The organism is Amycolatopsis sp. NPDC049868 (assembly GCF_044461365.1).
In the GTDB taxonomy this organism is placed as follows: Bacteria; Actinomycetota; Actinomycetes; order Mycobacteriales; family Pseudonocardiaceae; genus Amycolatopsis.
In genome coordinates this window covers 366,516-384,821 of sequence record NZ_JBITKV010000006.1, presented here as the reverse complement: position 1 = coordinate 384,821, position 18,306 = coordinate 366,516, and the positions used below count along the sequence as shown (strand labels likewise).

Sequence of the window (18,306 nt, the reverse complement as noted above, 5' to 3'; positions counted from 1 at the left end):
TCTCTCTTGGCGCCACCGGTCCCCTGCCTGAGCGGCGCCCAGCATGCCCCCGCGAGAAAGCATTGGTGCAACGATGCCCCGAAGCGTCAGACCTTGGGTCTGCGGCCTCCTGAGTGCCACGGTGGTGGCGTCCGGGGTGGTGGCCCTCCCCGCCACGGCCGCGGCTGAGGAAGCCCCACCGGACTTCTACTCTTCGTTCGAACAAGGCGAGCCGGAGCCGACGTGGAGCGACACCGTCGACGTCGACCCGTCGGGCAAGCCGAAGGCGTTCGGTGTCGACGGCGCGAACGCCACCACCATCCCCGGTGACATCCGCGGCAAGGTCACCGAGACCACCGCCAACAGCGAGAACACCCCGAACGAGGGGGTGGCGAACCTGGTCGACGGTTCGACCGACACCAAGTGGCTGGCCTGGACCCCGACCGGCTGGGCGCAGATCACGCTGTCCGAGCCGACGTCGATCACCCGGTACGCGCTGTCCTCGGCGAACGACTTCGACAACCGCAACCCGCAGGACTGGACGCTTCAGGGTTCCGCCGACGGAAAGTCGTGGACCGATCTGGACAAGCAGACCGGGCAGAAGTTCAGCGAGCCGTTCCAGACGAAGGAGTACCGCCTCGCCGCCGCGAGTGCCGCGTACAAGTTCTTCCGGCTCGACATCACCAAGAACAACGGCGGCCCGATCATGCAGCTCTCGGAGCTGCTGCTGGCGAACGACGACCCGGCCCCGCCTGCGCTGCCGAACATGCGCAGCTTCACCGACAGCGGCCCGGGCAGCGGCTACACCAGCAAGAACCGGGTCGGCTTCACCGGCCTGCGCGCGTTCCGCTACTCCGGCAGCCACAAGGCGCAGGGGCACGGCTGGTCGTACAACAAGATCTTCGACGTCGACATCCCGGTGGCGGCGACCTCGGAGCTGTCGTACAAGGTGCAGCCGGAGTTCATCCGCGGCGACCTGAAGTACCCGAGCACGAACGTCGCGGTGGACCTGGCGTTCACCGACGGCACCTACCTGAGCCAGCTCGGCGCGGTCGACCAGTACGGTTTCGGTCTTTCCCCGCAGGGCCAGGGCGCGAGCAAGGTGCTCTACACCAACCAGTGGAACCTGGTGCGCTCGCAGATCGGCGTGGTCGCCAAGGGCAAGACGATCGACCGGATCCTGGTCGGCTACGACAACGCCGACGGGCCGGGTTCGCTGCAGGGCTGGTTGGACGACATCAAGGTGTCGGCGACCCCGACGCCGCCGGCGAGCCTGCGCCCGTCCGACAACGTGCTGACCACGCGCGGTTCGCTGTCCAACGGGTCGTTCTCGCGCGGCAACAACATGCCCGCCACCGCGGTCCCGCACGGGTTCAACTTCTGGATCCCGACGACCGACGCGGGCACGTTGAGCTGGATGTACTCCTACCACTCGCGCAACAACGAGCAGAACCTCCCGGCGCTGCAGGCGTTCTCCGCGAGCCATGCGCCGAGCCCGTGGATGGCCGACCGGCAGACCTTCCAGTTCCTGCCCTCGACCGCGAGCGGTGTGCCGAACCCGGACCGTGAGGCGCGGAAGCTGCCGTTCAAGCATTCCAACGAGACGGCGCGGGCGCACTACTACGGTGTCGACTTCGAGAACGGGATCAAGACCGAGGTCGCGCCGACCGATCACGCCGCGCTGTACCGCTTCAAGTTCCCCGGAGCGGACTCGAACCTGATCTTCGACAACGTCAACAACAACGGCGGGCTCACCCTCGACCCGGCAGGCCGGTCCATCACCGGCTACAGCGACGTCAAGAGCGGGCTGTCGGCCGGTGCGACCCGGATGTTCGTCTACGCCACCTTCGACAAGCCGGTGACCGCCGGTTCGAAGCTGTCCACCGGTTCCGGTGACCAGAAGCGGGACAACGTCCTCGGCTACCTCAAGTTCGACGCGGGTGCCGACAAGACCGTGAACATGCGGATCGCGACCTCGCTGATCAGCGTGGACCAGGCGAAGAAGAACATGGAACAGGAGCTCGCCCCGAACGCGACTCTCGAATCCGTCGCCGACGCCGCGCAGAACGCTTGGGACCAGAAGCTCAAGGTCGTCGAGGTCGAAGGGGCCTCGAAGGACCAGCTGATCACGCTGTACTCCAACCTCTACCGCCTGTTCCTGTACCCGAACTCGGGCTTCGAGAACGTCGGCACGGTCGAGAAGCCGGTGAAGAAGTACGCGAGCCCGGTGTCGCCCAAGGCCGGCCAGGACACGCCGACCCAGACCGGGGCGAAACTGGTCGACGGTGAGTTCTACGTCAACAACGGGTTCTGGGACACCTATCGGACGGTGTGGTCGGCGTATTCGCTGCTCAGCCCGGAGACCACCGGCAAGCTCGTCGACGGTTTCGTGCAGCAGTACCGTGACGGCGGCTGGATCTCGCGCTGGTCCTCCCCCGGTTACGCGGATCTGATGACCGGGACGAGTTCGGACGCCGCGTTCGCGGACGCCTATCTCAAGGGGGTCAAGGGTTTCGACGTCCAGTCGGCCTACGACTCGGCGATCAAGAACGCCACCGTGACCCCGCCGAACGGCGCGGTCGGCCGTAAGGGCATCGACGAGGGCACGTTCCTCGGGTACGCGCCGAACACCGCGGACCACGGGTTCTCGTGGGCGATCGAGGGCTATGTCAACGACAACGCCATCGCGAACATGTCGAAGAAGCTCTACGACGAGGCCCCGGCGAACGACCCGCGCAAGCAGGAGTACCTGGACAACTACGGGTACTTCACCGAGCGGGCCACGCAGTACGTGAACGTGTTCGATCCGAGTGTCGGCTTCTTCCAGGGCCGTGACGCGGCGGGCAAGTTCACCCGGAGCAAGGAACAGTTCGACCCGGAGGTCTGGGGTATCGACTACACCGAGACCAACGCGTACGGCATGCGGTTCTCGGTTCCGCAGGACGGACAGGGCCTGGCGAACCTCTTCGGCGGCAAGGCGGGACTGGCGTCCAAATTGGACGAATTCTTCGCCAAACCCGAGCAGGGGCTCAAATTCGGCACCTACCCCGGCGTCATCCACGAGATGACCGAGGCCCGGGACGTCCGGATGGGCATGTACGCGCATTCGAACCAGGCCGCGCACCACACGCTCTACATGTACGACTACGCGGGCCAGCCGTCGAAGACGCAGGCGAAGGTCCGCGAGGCGCTGGCCAGGTTGTACGTCGGCAGCGAGCTCGGCCAGGGCTACGGTGGCGACGAGGACAACGGCGAGCAGTCGGCATGGTGGCTGTTCGGCATGCTGGGCTTCTACCCGCTGCAGGTCGGCAGCTCGGACTACGCGATCGGCTCGCCGCTGTTCACCAAGGCGACCGTGAACCTGCCCGGCGGCAAGAAGATCGTGGTCAACGCGCCGAAGAACAGCGCGAAGAACGTCTACGTGCAGGGCCTGAAGGTCAACGGCAAGGCGCAGACGTCGACGTCGCTACCGCATTCGGCCATCGCGAACGGCGGGACGCTCGACTTCGACATGGGCCCGAACCCGTCGTCGTGGGGCACCGGCCCGGACGACGCGCCGAAGTCGATCACCAAGGGCGACGCGGTGCCGACCCCGGTGCACGACCTGACCAAGCCGGTCTCCGGTGGCGACGCGGCGTTCTTCGACAACACGTCGCGGACCGAGGCGAAGGTCAAGGCGCCGATCCAGTACCAGGTGCCCTCGACGAACGAGGCGGGTTCGTTCTACACGCTGACTTCGGGCAAGGGTGCGGGCGACGCGAAGAGCTGGGTGCTGAAGGGCTCCTACGACGGGAAGAACTGGGCGGTCGCGGACCAGCGGACCGATCAGAAGTTCTCGTGGCGGCAGCAGACCAGGGCGTTCAAGATCGCGAACCCGGCGCATTACGCCTACTACCGGCTCGAGGTCACCGCGACCACGGGCGGTGAGGCGTCGCTGTCGGAGTTCGAGGTGCTCGGCAAACCCGACGCGGCGTGCGCCCAGACGATCACGGGTGAACGCAAGGGCCCGCTGACCGTGCGGAACGGGGTGACCTGTGTGGACGGTGCGACGGTGTCCGGTCCGGTGTCGGTGGCGGCGGGCGCGAGCCTGATCGTTCGCGGCGGCTCGATCTCCGGGCCGGTGACCGCGAACGGCGCGGCGCAGGTCGTGCTGGACCGGACGAAGGTGGACGGCCCGGTGGCGATCACCGGGACGACCGGGACGGTCTCGATCGAGCTGACCGAGATCGGCGGACCGGTGGCGTTGACCGGCAACCAGGGTCCGGTGCTGACTTCCAGCACGATCGGCGGACCTCTGGCGTGCGCGGCCAACTCCCCCGCTCCGACGGACTACGACCTGCAGAACACCGTCCGCGGCCCGGCCGCCGGACAGTGCGCGAAGCTGTAGTCCTCCGGTAGCGCGTGAAGGCCCCCTTCCCTCGGCTGAGCCGAGGGAAGGGGGCCTTCACGCTGCATGACTGTTCCTGCCGCGCAGGATGCCGAAGCCGACCAGCGCCGCGGACAGCACCGTGAGGGCGAGACCCGCGTACGTGGTCGCCGTCAGGAAGTCGGTCGAGTGCAGAGCCGCGGTCAGCGCTCCGGGGAAGATCAGAGCCAGGATCGTGCCGCTCAACGCGATGCCGACCCCGGTGGTGACTTCACCGGCGGTGTCGACGAGCGCGGCTCCGATGGTGGTCCGGTTCGAGGGCAGGCCCCGCATGACGTTGGTGCCCGCGACGACGCCGACCACCCGCATCCCCACCGCGACGAGGGCGAGCGCGACGGCGATCCAGGCATAGCCGAGCCCGCCGAACACGGTGTAGACCGCGAGTCCGCACACGACCGCGGTGGCGCTGAGCCAGGCGGCCTTGGTGAGTCCGACGCGGGTGATCAGCGGGGTGATGAGGGCGCCACCGGCGATGAGGACGACGACCTGGGGCAGCATCCCGAGCGCCGCTTGGGCGGGCGCCCAGCCGAGGCCGAACTGGAGGTGCAACGTCACGAGGTAGCTCAGCCCGGCGGTCGCCGATCCGGCCGCGGCCTTCAGCGCCAGGCCGCTGGACACGAGTGGCCTGGCGACGAGTTCCAGGTCGAGCAGAGGGTGCCGGGCCGTCTTCTCGCGGAGCACGAAGCAGATCCCGGCGACGAGGGCTGCCGCGGCGGCACCCCAGGGCAGAGCCGAGGCGATGCCCACTTCGGCGAAGAACGTGGGGGCGAGCAGGGCGAGGATGATCGTCCCGGTTCCCAGGACCGCTCCCGCGATGTCGATCGGTTCGCGGTGCAGGCCTGCAGGATCGTCGGCGGGGATGCCGGTCCGAATTCCGAGGAACGCGAGCGCGGCGACCGGCACGTTCACCAGCAGCAGCGCCTGCCACGGCGCGACGGTGAGCGCCAGCCCTCCGGCGGTGGGGCCGACGGCGAGGCCGATGAGGCCCACGGTCGAGATCAGTGTGGTCGCGCGGACGCGCGGCACGTCTTCGTCGAACAGGCGGAACGCGAGGGCGAGCGAACCCGGCGTCGTCATCGCGGCCGCGACACCCATGAGCGCCCGGACGGCGATGAGCTGCCACGCGGCGGTGACGAACATCGTGGCCAGGCTCGCCACGCCGAGCAGGACGAGACCGGTGAGCATGATCTTGCGCCTGCCCACCCGGTCGGCCAGCGCGCCGAACGCGAGCATGAGGCCACCGAACACGACGGAGTACGCGCCGGTGACCCATTGCAGAGTCGTCGTCGAGGCGGAGAGCTCGCGGCCGATGGTCGGCAGGGCGACGTTGAGGATCGAGTTGTCGAGCATCTCGAACAGGAACACGGCCGAAAGCCCGGCCAGCGCGGGCCACGCTTCGACGAGGGAACGGCTTTGAACAGGGGAACGCAAAGGTCGACTCCTTCGAAAAGAAGGAGTGACGGTTCATCCGATACCGCGTATGCGCGTGCTCAGCGAGGAGAGCACGTTTCTACCCCGATGCCTCCATCCTAGAGCACTCGTGAGCGGTAAGGAGCCACCAGGGCCGGTCTGGCCTCGACTGTTCCCAATGTCGCATTTGAGACGCTCAGTGACTCAAATGCGACATTGGGAACAAGGGCCGGGGGCGCAGCAGGTCAGCGGTCGTTCGACGGGGCGTCGGTCTCGGAGTTCGATGACAGTGGAATCTCTCGGTGGCACGGTCGAGTGTGGAGGATTTGGGACGTTGAGCGTCCCGAATCCTCCACACTCGCCGACATCGGCTCCACCACGCCAGCAGGTCGATCGGTCAGGCGGCGGCGCCCCGCACCGCCAGTTTCTGCACGTCCATGTACAGGCACCCGGCCGTCGTCGGCTGCGGCGAACAGGTCCTGTCCGGATAGAACGACAGCTGGTTGGACGAAACGGTCAGCCGCACGAACCGCACCCCGGTCGCGCTGCCCGGAGCGAGCTGGAGCGCGGTGAGCTTGTTCAGGTCGGCGGGCTTGAAGTCGCCGGTGCCCGCCTTCACCCAGGTCGTGCCGTCCACGGAGGTCTCGACCGTGACGTCCTTGGCCGCGGCGGGCGGATCGTCGCCGCAGACATTGGCTGGGTCGATCTCGATGGCGCTGACGTTGACCGGCTTGCCCAGTTTGATCGTGACGAACCGCGTCTCGATCTTGCCGTCGGGGCCGATCACCTTGTCGGTCGACCAGCCACCGCCGCCGAGCGCCGACGAGGTCACGAGATCGCCGGGCCCGCAGCCGTACGGCGTGAAGTCCTCACCGTTGAACGCGGTGACGCCGGCACCCGCGGCTCCGGACGCCCAGTTGAACCGCAGCGCCCAGTCGACCTTGGTCGTTCCCGACCGCACCGAGACCGCGCGGGTCTCGCTGTCCGCGCCGCCTCCGAAGGCGTAGACCTTCGGGTAGGTGCCGGGGAGCACGCCGGGGATGGTGTAGCCGCCCGCGGCGTCGGTGACCGCGGACAGCGAGCCGGTGAAACCGGAGTCGTGCCCGCTGAACCGGACCGCGACGCCCGCGATCGGGGTGCCGCTTTCCCGGTTGGTGACCTTGCCGGTCACGGTTCCGGTCGGGGTGCCTGCGGGCGGCGGGGTGGAGAAGTCCTCGGCAGGCGCGGTGTCGGCGCCGGTGATCGACGCGGCGAAGTAGCCCATGCCGCGCGCGGCGAACGCCTTCCACAGTTTGGCGTGCGCGCGGCCGCCGTTGATCACCGTGTCGGCCTGCAGGATCGCGTTCCGCATGTCCAGGAACGACGGCGACGCGGGCGAAAGCTCCATCGCGCGGGTGACCAGCGCCCGCGTCAGCTGCACACCGAGCGCCTCGCGGATGTCCCACAGCGTGCTCGCCCAGATCTCACCGTCGGCGTGGACCTCCGGGAAGCCGATGATCCGGCCGAGGTCGCCGTAGGTGTAACCACCGGGCCCGGCTCCCGGCGTACCGGGGCACTGCGGCGCGCCGGCGCCGACGGGGCAGTCCAGCGGCTGGGTGCGGGCGAGGGGAACACCGTTGCTGACGTAGTCGCCGCCGAGGAGTTCACCGGGTTCCGAGGTGTCCTTGATCGCGTTGCGCCCGACGAGGTAGTCGAAGGCGTACCAGTCGCTCCAGGCTTCGCCCATCGAGCCGGACTGCAGGGAGCTCAGTGTGGAGTTGCCCTGCGCGTCGACGACGAGCCGGTTGGACAGGCCGTGGGTGTACTCGTGGTGGATGATCGTGGCGTCGTCGGCCGAGTTCGCCGCGAGGAACGGGTCGGTCGGGTCCCTGGGGTCGTGGAACAGGAACATGCCCATCGTCGGCGGCTGACCGTCCGGCGGGGTGCCCATGAACGCGTTGTCGTAGTAGCCCGGCGTCTGTGCGCCGAGCAGGGTGTGGACCTGGACGGCGTCGCCGTCGACCTTCTCGAAGTTGCCGGCCTGGCGGGTGAAGCCGATCGGGAAGGAGGCGAGGTGGTCGTGGAAGCTGCCGACGTAGGCCAGTGCCTGCACGGCGTTCTGTTCGCGGTTCTTCGCCCACGAACCAGGTGTCTTCGGGTCCCAGGAGCAGGGCCTCGCCGTCGAGCACGGCGGGCCGACGGCGGCGTTGAAGTCGGTGAACTTGTAGCGGAAGGTGCCGTCGGTGTTCCGGCCGATCTCTTCCTGCGGCTGGAACTTCTGGTCGCCGTTGACGTCGGCGGCGACGTGCGCGACGTTGCCGTCAAGGGTCTTGGCGTCGGCGGGCAGCCAGCCCTTCTGGCTCAGGTTGACCTGTTTCTGGGGGCCGGGCTGAGCTTCCCAGGCGAGGCCCTTGGCGCCATCGGCGTCGTTGGCGTGGTTGACCAGATTCTTGCGGTAGAGCAGTTTGCCGGTGCCGGCGTCGGTCACTTCCTGGAACATCTGGTCCACGGCGGGTTTGGCCAGCGTGTACCAGGCGGGACGGATCCCGTCGCCGGTCAGGAACGCGACCTGCTTCGAGTCGGGGCCGGGTGCGGCCAGCGTCGCCGCGCCGAGCGAGGTGGGAAGGTCGCGCACGGGCGCGCCGTCCAGCTGGATCAGCCTGCCGTCCTTGGTGACGTGTGCCTTCAGCCCGTTGCCGAATACGGGAATCCCGCCGACGGACTGGGTGAAGGACAGATGGTGTGTGCCTTCGACGTCGACGTAGTCCTTGCGCAGGTTCAGTTTCGCGGTGTCACCGGCGCTGAGGCCGACAAGGCCTTCCTTCTCCCGCAGGTAGTTCAGGACGATGTCGCGGGGTGCCTTCCCGCTCGGTCCGGTGAGGAAACCGTCGGTGCGGGCCAGGACCCGGGGCGTGCCGGTCAGCTCGTCGAAGTCGAGCAGGGCCTGGTTGCCCAGTTCCGCACGCGCGGTCGCGACGGAATCGGCCCGCGACGCGGCGAGCCGGTCCCGCGCGGCCAGGACGCGCGGGTTGGTTCTCGCCGTGTCACGGACATCGACGTCCTTCCCGGATCTGTCGGGTGTGGTGTGCACGGCGCCCGGTGCCGGTGCCGCACCGGCTTGGGGCGCTGTGACCAGCGCTAATACGGTGATGGCGGTCGCGGCGCACAGCGAGGCACGCGAACGCGACGAACGTGACGTCACTCCAGACCCCTCTCTCGGTGGTGACGCAGACGTTCCATTCGTACCGATACAGTCACAGTGGACGTCAGCGCCGATCAGGTACGGCAATCCCGGTGAGCGGTACCCCTGGCACGATGGTGTCCACAGTGGATTCAAGAGGGATTCGTAGGGGACGATGGACAGCGCCACGGAATTCGAGCGGCTGCGGCCGGCCATGTTCGGGCTCGCGTATCGCCTGCTCGGTTCGGCGGCGGAGGCGGAAGACGCCGTTCAGGACGCCTATCCGAAGTGGGCGGGTGCCGAACGCGAGTCGATCGGATCGCCGCGGGCGTGGCTGGCGAAGGTGGTCACCAATCTCTGTCTGAACCGGCTCACCTCCGCCAGGGCGCAGCGTGAGCGGTACGTCGGGCCGTGGTTGCCCGAACCGGTCCTGACCTCGACCGATGTGCTCGGTCCGCTGGAGACGGCGGAGCAGCGGGATTCGGTGTCGCTGGCGATGCTGGTGTTGCTGGAGCAGCTCAGCCCGGTGGAGCGCGCGGTTTTCGTGCTGAAGGAGGCCTTCGCGTACAGCCATCGCGAGATCGCCGGGATCCTCGACGTCTCCGAGGTCAACTCGCGTCAGCTGCACAGCCGAGCGCGAAAGGCACTGGACCGTACGGAGGAGCGACGGGTTTCGAACCCGCGACATCACGAGAAACTGGTCGAGAGCTTCCTGTCCGCGGCGCGGGACGGTGACTTGCCCGCGTTGGAGAGTTTGCTCACCGCCGATGTGACGGCGTGGTCGGACGGTGGCGGCAAGGTCACCGCGGCGCGGCGTCCGGTGCACGGCGCGGCCAAGGTCGCGCGGCTGTACGCCGGGATGTTCGCCGGTGCCGGCCAGGTGTCGATCGAGATCCTCGAGGTCAACGGCGGCCCGGCGGTGGTCGCGACGGCCGGTGGGGTCCTGTTCGGCATCCTCGGGTTCGAGGTGGTGGACGGCCGGATCCGCGGGCTGCGCGCGGTCGGCAATCCGGACAAGCTCGCGTTCCTCTCGGGGCAGCTGTCACGTTCCTGATGGCCCGCCGGTTCTTGAGGGTGAAAGCTCTCATGAAGGAGGACCAAGGTGGCGAACCCGATTCTGGTGACCGGCGGTACCGGCGACCTCGGCCGCGAGGTGGTGCGGCGGCTGGCGGCCGAAGATCGGCAGGTCCGCGTCATGAGCCGGCGGCCGCGGCCCGCGGACGAGCGGCACGAGTGGGTGCGGTGCGACCTGAAGACCGGTGACGGTCTCGCCGAGGCGGTCACCGGTGTGTCGACGATCATCCACTGCGCGTCGACGCTGGGCCGCGGGGACGAGCAGGTGACACGGAACCTGGTCGAGGCGGCGAAGCGGGCGGGAAATCCGCATGTGGTGTACATCTCGATCGTCGGCATCGACGTGATCCGGTTCTTCTACTACGACGAGAAACTGGCCTCGGAGGGGGTGATCGAGGAATCCGGTCTGCCGTGGACGGTGCTGCGCGCGACGCAGTTCCACGACCTGGTCGCGCGGGCGTCGTCGGCGCAGCGGCGGCTGCCGGTGACGATCATGCCGTCGGGTTTCCGATTCCAGCCGGTCAGCACCGGCGACGTCGCGGACAGGCTGGTCGCGCTGGCGTCCGGTGAGCCGTCGGGGCGGGTGCCGGACATGGGCGGCCCGGAGGTCCGGAGCGCGCGTGACCTGGCGGAGGCCTATCAGCGCTCGGTGGGACGCCGGAAGCCGATCGTGTCGCTGTGGCTGCCGGGCAAGGCAGCCAGGGCGTTCCGGGCGGGCGGCAACCTGACGCCGGAGAACGCGACCGGTGTGGGCACTTTCGAGGAGTTCCTCTCACGCGTTTAGTCCTCTGGATGCGGCACACCGAGCCGGGCTCACGCGCGGGAGTTACGGTGGCCTGGTGACGATCACCGGGTTCTTCTCCTCCTTCGAAACAGGTGATCCGCAGCCGGTGGATCCGGCCTTGCGCGTCGGCACCGGGCCGCGTTCGTCGCCGACGGCGAAGCCCGGCGTCGGGTTCACCGGCGCGCACGCGCTCCGCTACGAGAACACGCTGCGCGCGACGCTGTTCGAAGTGGACGTCGAGGTCACCGGCCACACTGAACTGTCCTATGTGGTCTTCCCCGAGGCCGAGCGCGACTCGGTGCCGAGCTATCGCAGCACCTTCGTGGCGCTGGACGTCGAGTTCGACGACGGGACGACGGCCGGGTTCAGCGCCACGGAGCAGGGTCTGGACAAGACGCTGTATGTGGACCAGTGGAACCTCGTGCGCCGCGGGCTGGGTGAGTTCGCCGGACGGCGGGTCACCCGGATCGTCCTGGTCAGCGAACCGCCGGACGGCGACAGCGCGGGCTGGGTGGACGACGTCCGGCTCACCGAGCGTCCGATCGAGATCCGGGACCCGGTCGACCACGTCCGCACCACCCGCGGCACGCATTCCAGCGACAAGTTCTCTCGGGGCAACAACTTCCCCGCGACGGCGATCCCGCACGGCTTCAACTTCTGGACCCCGGTCACCGACGCGAGCGCCACCGACTGGCTCTACAGCTACCACCGGCACAACGACGCCGCGAACCGTCCGGCGCTGCAGGCGTTCGCGCTGTCGCATCAGCCGAGCCCGTGGATGGGCGACCGGCACACCTTCCAGGTGATGCCGGGGATCGGGCAGGTGGAGGCCGACCGGGCACGCCGCGCGCTCGCGTTCTCCCATGACGACGAGGTCGACCGGCCGCATCACTACGGTGTCCGGTTCGCCAACGGCGTCACCACCGACATCGCCCCGGCGGATCATGCGGCGCTGTTCCGCTTCACCTTCCCGGCGGATCGCGGCTGGCTGCTGTTCGACAACGCCCGCAACCGGGGCGGACTGCGCCTGGACGCGGCGAACGGCGTGGTCACCGGCCACACCTGGGTCCGCAGCCGGTTGTCGGCGGGGGCGCGGCGGATGTTCGTGTACGCCGAGTTCGATGTCCCCGCCGAACGCGGCGGGAGGATCCGGCGTCCGGTGTGGCGCACGGTGACCGGGTTCCTGGAGTTCGCCGCGGGCGAGGTGACGATGCGGATCGCGACGTCGCTGATCAGCCTCGCGCAGGCGAAGCGGAACCTCGACCAGGAGATCCCCGCAGGCACGAGCTTCGAGCAGGTCCGTGACCAGGCCCGCGCGCGGTGGTCCGAGGTGCTGGACCGGGTCGAGATCGAGGGCGCGACCGAGGACCAGCGCACCACGTTCTACTCCAACCTCTACCGGCTCTTCCTGTATCCGAACTCCGCGCACGAGGACACGCCGAAGGGTGTCCGTCACGCGAGTCCGGTGATCCGGCGGTGGTGGCCCAGCACGCGAACCAGGACCGGCGCGAAGGTCGTGGATGGCGAGATGTACGTCAACAACGGCTTCTGGGACACCTACCGCACCACGTGGCCCGCGTACGCCCTGCTCAGCCCCGGCCGGTGCGGGCGGATGATCGACGGATTCGTCCAGCAGTACCGCGAGGGCGGCTGGATCTCGCGCTGGTCCTCCCCCGGCTACGCCAACCTCATGACCGGCACCAGTTCGGACGTGGCGTTCGCCGACGCGTACCTCAAGGGCGTACGGGGCTTCGACGTCGAGGCCGCCTACGAGGCGGCGCTCAAGAACGCGACCGTGACACCGGCCGGCCAGAGCGTCGGCCGGAAGGGGCTGCACGAGTCGATCTTCCTCGGGTTCACGCCGACGTCGGTCCACGAGGGCCTTTCGTGGGCGCTGGAGGGCTGCGTCAACGACTTCGGCCTCGCCAATTTCGCCGAGGCGCTCGGACGGAGCGACGACGCCGCGTACTTCCGGCAGCGCTCGCGGCAGTACGCGAACCACTTCGACCACTTGATCGGGTTCTTCCAGGGCCGCAACCGCGACGGGAGCCGTCATTTCGGTGCCGCGGGTTACGACCCTGAGGCGTGGGGCGGCGACTTCACCGAGACGAACTCCTGGAACACCGCGTTCTCCGTGCCCCACGACGGCGCCGGGCTCGCCGCTCTGCACGGCGGCACCGAAGCGCTGGAGTCCAAACTGGACACCTTCTTCGCGACCCCGGAGACCGGCCGCAAACCGGGTTCCTACGGCGGGCTGATCCACGAGATGACCGAGGCCCGCGACGTCCGGATGGGACAGTACGGGCATTCCAACCAGCCCTCCCACCACATCCCCTGGATCTACCTCCACGCGGGCGCGCCGTCGAAGACGCAGCGGATCGTGCGGGAGGTCCTGCGGCGGCTCTACGTCGGGAGCGACCTCGGTCAGGGTTATCCGGGCGACGAGGACAACGGCGAGATGTCCGCTTGGTACGTCTTCGCCGCGCTCGGGTTCTACCCACTGGCGATGGGCAGCCCCGAGTACGCGATCGGCTCGCCACTGTTCACGAAGGCCACCGTCCATCTGGAGAACGGGAAGGACGTGGTCATCGAGGCGCCCGGCAACACGGAAGACACCGTGTACGTCCAGGGGCTGACGATCGACGGACGGCCGCACGAGAGCAGCACGCTCGCGCATTCCGCACTGGCCGAGGGCGCCGTGCTGAAGTTCACGATGGGCGAGCGGCCGTCGGAGTGGGGCCGCTCCCCCGCCGAGCCCGCCGCCCCGAATCCGCTCACGGATATCACGGTGGCCGACGGCCCCCTGTTCGACGACACCACCAAGACCGAGGTCACCTTCCCCGGGCGCGAACCCGTCATCGAGTTCCCTGTCGAGGACGCCTCACGCGAGGTCGTGATGTACACGCTGACCTCGGGAAGCCGGCGGGGTGATCCGCGTTCATGGGTCCTGGAGGGCTCCGACGACGGCGAGCACTGGACACTGCTGGACCAGCGGGAAGGTGAGCGGTTCCGCTGGCGGCGTCAGACGCGGCCGTTCGCCCTCGCCGGGCCGGTGAGGTACGCCCGATACCGTCTTCGCGTCACCTCGTCCACCGCCCGGCGGGTCACCCTCGCCCAAGGAGAGCTGCTCGCCCGATGATCTCCCGCATCACCCAGGCCACGACCGACCGTCTGGTCGCCTCCGATCCCGGCCTGGTCCGGCTCCGGCTCGGCTTCTCGGCCGTGCTCAGCATCGTGGTCGCGGTGCTGGCCATCCTGCCGTTCCACCAGCCGCTCACGGTCATCCTCGTCGCCGCGATCGCCGCGATGACGTCCGCCTTCACCGTCAACGACGAGACCCCGGGACAGCAGGCGGTGACGCTCGCGCTGGGGCTGGTGCTCGGCGCGGCGTCGCTCACCGCGGCGAGTGTGGGTTCCGCGGTGCCGCCGCTGGACAGCATCGTGTTCGTGTTGCTGATCTTCGTCGCGGTCTACGCGCAGCGATTCGGTTCGCGCGGGATCGCGCTGGGTTCGCTGTCGTTCTTCCTGTTCTTCTTCGCGATGTTCCTGCAGACGCATTTGAAGCAGGTCCCCGTGCTGCTGCTGGCGCTGACGATCGGGATCGCGGCCAACGCGGTGGTCCGGTTCGTCCTGGTGCGCAGGCATACCGACGCGGAGTTCCTGCGGATCCGGCGGGCGTTCCGGGCCCGGCTCGCCGCCGTGGTGCGCGCGGCCGAAGACCACCTCGCGGTCGGCGGCAGCGAGCGCACCCGCAAGCGGCTCCGCACGACGAACGCCCGGATGCACGAGTCCGTGCTGCTCATCGAGGACACGGCACCGGAGGTGACCGGCGCGGATTCGGTGAACCGGCTGCGCCGCCGGGCGATCGAGGTCGAGCTGGCGGTGCAGTGGCTGACGATCACGGTGCAGCGCACCTGCGCCGAAGACCTCGACGAGGACGTCCGCGACGATCTGATCGCGCGGATGCGGCGGTTCCGGTCCCTGATCGAGCGTGACCCGCGGGAGCTGCCGCTGATCAGCGAGACCGAAGAGTTCAGCAAAATGCTGGTGGAGGGCAGCCGGATCGACGAGCACGCCGCGCCCGGTGACGGCGTCCGGCGCGCGCTCGCCGAACTCGCGCTGGCCGACGTCCGCGCGCAGCGGGTCGCCGAGCACGACGTCTCCGATGCCGTCGACGATCCCGAAGACCCCGACGAGGAGAAATCGTCGGCGTTCGCCTACGACAACCAAACGCGCAGCGCCATCCAGGCCGTGGTGGGCGGCGGGCTCGCCGTGCTCGGCGGGGAGCTGGTGTCGAGCCAGCGGTGGTACTGGGCGGTGCTGACCGTGTTCGTGGTGTTCATCGGCTCGTCGACCGCGGGGGCGACGTTCGTCAAGGGTGTCCGGCGCATCGGCGGCACGCTGATCGGGATCGTGGGCGGGCTGGTGCTGACGCTGCTCGTGTCCGGCAGTGTGCCGGCGACGCTGGCGCTGATCCTGGTGTGCGTGTTCGGCATGGTCTACATGGCCCGGGTGTCGCAGGTGATCATGGCGTTCTTCATCACCAGCATGCTCGGGCTGCTGTACAGCCTGCTGGGGACGTTCAGTCTCGAAGTGCTGTGGATCCGGGTCGCGGAGACCGCTGTCGGCGCGGCGGCCGGGGTGCTGGCCGCGGTGGTGATCGTGCCGGTGCGCACGCGCGCGGTGATGCTCGACGACGTTTCGGCGTTGCTGGAGGAACTCGACGAATTCGTGGAGAAGACCGCAGGCCTCTTGTCCGGCGCGGAGAACGTGAGCGTCATCGAGAAGTCGCGTGATCTGGACCGCGCGGTGGACAAGGTCCGGACGACGATCGAGCCGCTGACCCATCCGGTGAACCTCAGCAGCCGTCGTGACTACGGCTGGCACGTGCTCACGACGGTGGAGACGATCGCCTTCCGCGCCCGGCACGTCGCCGCACGGTCGCAGCCGGGGCTGCTGCTCAACGAGGCGGACCGGCTGCTGCTGTACACCGGGCGGATCCGGGCGAACATCGCCGTACTGCGGGAGGCGATCGGTGATCCCGGCGGTTCTGGCCACGGGACGCTCGTCCGCGACGACGGGACGCCGGTGGCGGACCGGATCGACGATCCGCGGGCGCGTTCGGTGCTCACCAGTCTCGGGCACCTCGACGAGACGGTGATCGCGCTGGGGCGGGTGTTCGGGGTGGAGGCCACGGATCCGGAGCCGTCCGGGAAGCCGTGAGGGTCAGGGATTGGGAGGTAAGGCAAACACGGCGGGACACCGATCGAGCCGCCCCGCACGACGTTAGCCTTGCCGTCCTTCCACGAACGAGGGACCGGACCGGCTCGGGCGCCCGTCTCGCCTGAAGTACATGAAGGCCTCCTTCCTTGCGTCTGGCGCAAGGAAGGGGGCCTTCATGTACTTGGGCATGGTGTGAAGGCCTCCTTGAGGGACCCAGAGTCCCTCAAGGAGGCCTTCACGGACGAGAGGTCAGTTCTTCGGTTTGGGGCAGTTCTTCCAGGAGAAGTGGTACTCGGTCTTGATGGAACCGTCGGTCGAGTCCATGGTGACGAAGCTGGTGGTCTTCTTCGGATCGGAGGTGCCGACCGCGGCCCGCAGTTCCGTGTTGATGTTGAAGTTCCGGTCCTCACCACAGGGCTTGTAGACGATGGCGCCTACCTCGACCTTGTCCGTGAACTGCCAGTTGTCCTCGAACGGGCCTTTGAGGTTGTGGTTCACGTATGCCGTGGGCGAATTGCCTTGGAAGTAGTAGTTGGCCCGTTCCAGTCCGGTGGCTCCCGCGGCCAAGGAGGCGAAACCGCGGTAGTCGGCGCCCGCGATGCCGTAGGTGAATCCCTGCGGTACGTGGACATAGAGGTTGAGCTGGCAGTTCTTGCGCAGATCGGTCGGCTTCGCGCCGATGCCGACCTGAGCGGTGTATTCGCTGTAGGTGACGGTGAACGCGGTGTTGTCCGGTGAGACGGAAACGGCCGCCGTACCTGGTTTGCATCCGGTTCCGTTGACCGTCACGACGTCGATGACTATCTTGTCGGCCGGCAACGGGGGCGGCACCCAGGCGTTCGGGGTGACGACCGAGGAGAACAGCGTTGCGGCAGCGACCAGCACGTTGAGCATGGGATCCTTCCCAAAGCTTCCACACGGCGGGAAGTGGCGGATTCGAGGTCAGCGAGACGATCTCTCCCGGCCGCCCGCCGATCGGACGAAAACGGTTTCGGTCACCGGACACAGGGGTGACCGCCGAAAATGGGGTCGTCGAGAAGACTCGCCGCCGCCGGGCAGGGCGGCGACGAGCGGTGAAGTCATTGGTCAGAGCGGCCAAGGCCCTGACCGGACATGGGTGGGACGGCCTTCTTCCTGGCCGGGAAGCAGGCCGTCACCCTGGAGGAGAGGTCAGGAGGCCGGGCAGGTCTTCCACGAGAAGTGGTAGGTGGTCTTGAACGCGCCGTCGGTCGAATCCATCGTGATGAAACTGGTGGTCTTCTTCGGATCCGACGAACCCGCGCTGACCCTCAGTTCCGTGTTCACGTTGAGGTTCCGGTCCTCGCCGCACGGCTTGTAGATGATGACACCGCCTTCGGCCTGGTCGCGGAATTGCCAGTTGTCCGACAGCGGCCCGTTGACGGGATGGCTCACCTGCGCGGTCGGCGAATTCCCCTGGAAGTAGTAATTCGCCCGCTGCAATGCCTTGGCGCCGGATTCGAGGTAGGCGAAACCGCGGTAATCGGCACTGGCGATACCGTAGGTGAATCCCTGCGGCACGTGGATGTTCAGGTTCAGCTGGCAGTTCTTCCTGAAGTCGGTGGGTTTCGCGCCGACGCCGACTTGGGCGGTGTATTCGCTGTAGGTGACCGTGAAGGAACTGTTGTCCCTGGCGACCGCCACCGCGGAGGAACCCGGAGGACAGCCGGACCCGTTGACGGTGACGACGTCGATGACGACCCGGTCGGGCGGCGGCACAGGCGGCGGGGACATACTGTTAGGCGTTATTATCGACGAGAAAAGAGATACGGCGGCAACCACTGCATTGAGCATGGGGTCCTTCCCAAAAACTTCCACACGGGGGGGCGGGGAACTGGGCGGACTCATGCTAGCGAAATGATCATCACAATGCCGCCCGCCGATCGGACGAAACCGCATCGGCAATCGGTTCATGAAAACATATTATGGACTGTAACCGTTTTCCGAGGCCAATGAGAACGCCATCGGCCCCGGAAAACACCATTCGATTAGCACGATATGAAAAATGCTTTCGCGGATTCGCCGTTGACGATTCCGCGGAGACAGGCGGGCCCGGCGACCAGGCTCGCGGCTTCGCCGAGCACGGCCACCGCCTCCGGCTTCCAAGGACCCGAGGTGATCACCACGACGTGGTCCAGCCCCCAGAACGCGAGCTCATCGCACCGGCGGGTGAAGTTCTTCTGGCAGTCCGGCACCGAGCGCGGGGACACTGACACTGATCCGCATGATCTT

At 67.9% G+C, this 18,306-nt stretch carries 10 protein-coding genes; 5 read left to right on the top strand and 5 right to left on the bottom strand.

What is annotated here, in order from left to right:
- The first annotated feature begins 73 nt into the window (after nt 1–73).
- Nucleotides 74–4,366 (top strand): GH92 family glycosyl hydrolase, encoded by a 4,293-nt coding sequence (locus ACIBTM_RS26130; RefSeq protein ID WP_395879757.1) that lies wholly within the window; start codon nt 74–76, stop codon nt 4,364–4,366.
- A gap of 57 nt (nt 4,367–4,423) precedes the next feature.
- Here ACIBTM_RS26130 and ACIBTM_RS26125 read toward each other — a convergent pair whose 3' ends face one another.
- Nucleotides 4,424–5,836, bottom strand: a complete 1,413-nt coding sequence (locus ACIBTM_RS26125; protein ID WP_395879755.1) for an MFS transporter — start codon at nt 5,834–5,836, stop codon at nt 4,424–4,426.
- A gap of 376 nt (nt 5,837–6,212) precedes the next feature.
- Nucleotides 6,213–8,996 carry a M36 family metallopeptidase gene (locus ACIBTM_RS26120; protein ID WP_395879754.1) on the bottom strand — a complete coding sequence of 928 codons (2,784 nt, stop codon included), beginning with the start codon at nt 8,994–8,996 and terminating at the stop codon, nt 6,213–6,215.
- A 154-nt stretch (nt 8,997–9,150) separates the two neighbouring features.
- On the opposite strand from ACIBTM_RS26120, the gene ACIBTM_RS26115 reads away from it, so the two are divergent.
- Genes ACIBTM_RS26115 through ACIBTM_RS26100 form a run of 4 tightly spaced genes read left to right on the top strand, consistent with a single transcriptional unit; the run spans nt 9,151 to nt 16,056 of the window.
- The gene (locus ACIBTM_RS26115; RefSeq protein WP_395879753.1) at nt 9,151–10,029 is read left to right on the top strand and encodes an RNA polymerase sigma-70 factor; all 879 of its coding nucleotides are present in this window, start codon (nt 9,151–9,153) and stop codon (nt 10,027–10,029) included.
- 48 nt (nt 10,030–10,077) lie between these two features.
- Nucleotides 10,078–10,833, top strand: coding sequence for an SDR family oxidoreductase (locus tag ACIBTM_RS26110; RefSeq protein WP_395879752.1), 756 nt, complete (start codon nt 10,078–10,080; stop codon nt 10,831–10,833).
- Nucleotides 10,834–10,888: 55 nt separating this feature from the next.
- Entirely contained in the window at nt 10,889–13,972 is a 3,084-nt protein-coding gene (locus ACIBTM_RS26105) for a GH92 family glycosyl hydrolase (protein WP_395879751.1), read from the top strand.
- Nucleotides 13,969–16,056, top strand: a complete 2,088-nt coding sequence (locus tag ACIBTM_RS26100; RefSeq protein ID WP_395879750.1) for an FUSC family protein — start codon at nt 13,969–13,971, stop codon at nt 16,054–16,056. Before ACIBTM_RS26105 ends, ACIBTM_RS26100 begins: the two co-directional genes overlap by 4 nt.
- A gap of 249 nt (nt 16,057–16,305) precedes the next feature.
- Here ACIBTM_RS26100 and ACIBTM_RS26095 read toward each other — a convergent pair whose 3' ends face one another.
- From ACIBTM_RS26095 to ACIBTM_RS26085, 3 genes are all read right to left on the bottom strand, one after another.
- Complete coding sequence (locus tag ACIBTM_RS26095) at nt 16,306–16,950, bottom strand: DUF4360 domain-containing protein (RefSeq protein WP_395879749.1); 645 nt, start codon at nt 16,948–16,950, stop codon at nt 16,306–16,308.
- 276 nt (nt 16,951–17,226) lie between these two features.
- Nucleotides 17,227–17,868: a DUF4360 domain-containing protein gene (locus ACIBTM_RS26090; RefSeq protein WP_395879747.1), complete on the bottom strand. Its 642-nt coding sequence runs from the start codon at nt 17,866–17,868 to the stop codon at nt 17,227–17,229.
- Between the two features lie 194 nt (nt 17,869–18,062).
- A complete protein-coding gene (locus ACIBTM_RS26085; RefSeq protein WP_395879746.1) occupies nt 18,063–18,290 on the bottom strand; it encodes a hypothetical protein in 228 nt (75 codons plus the stop codon).
- Nucleotides 18,291–18,306: the final 16 nt, after the last annotated feature.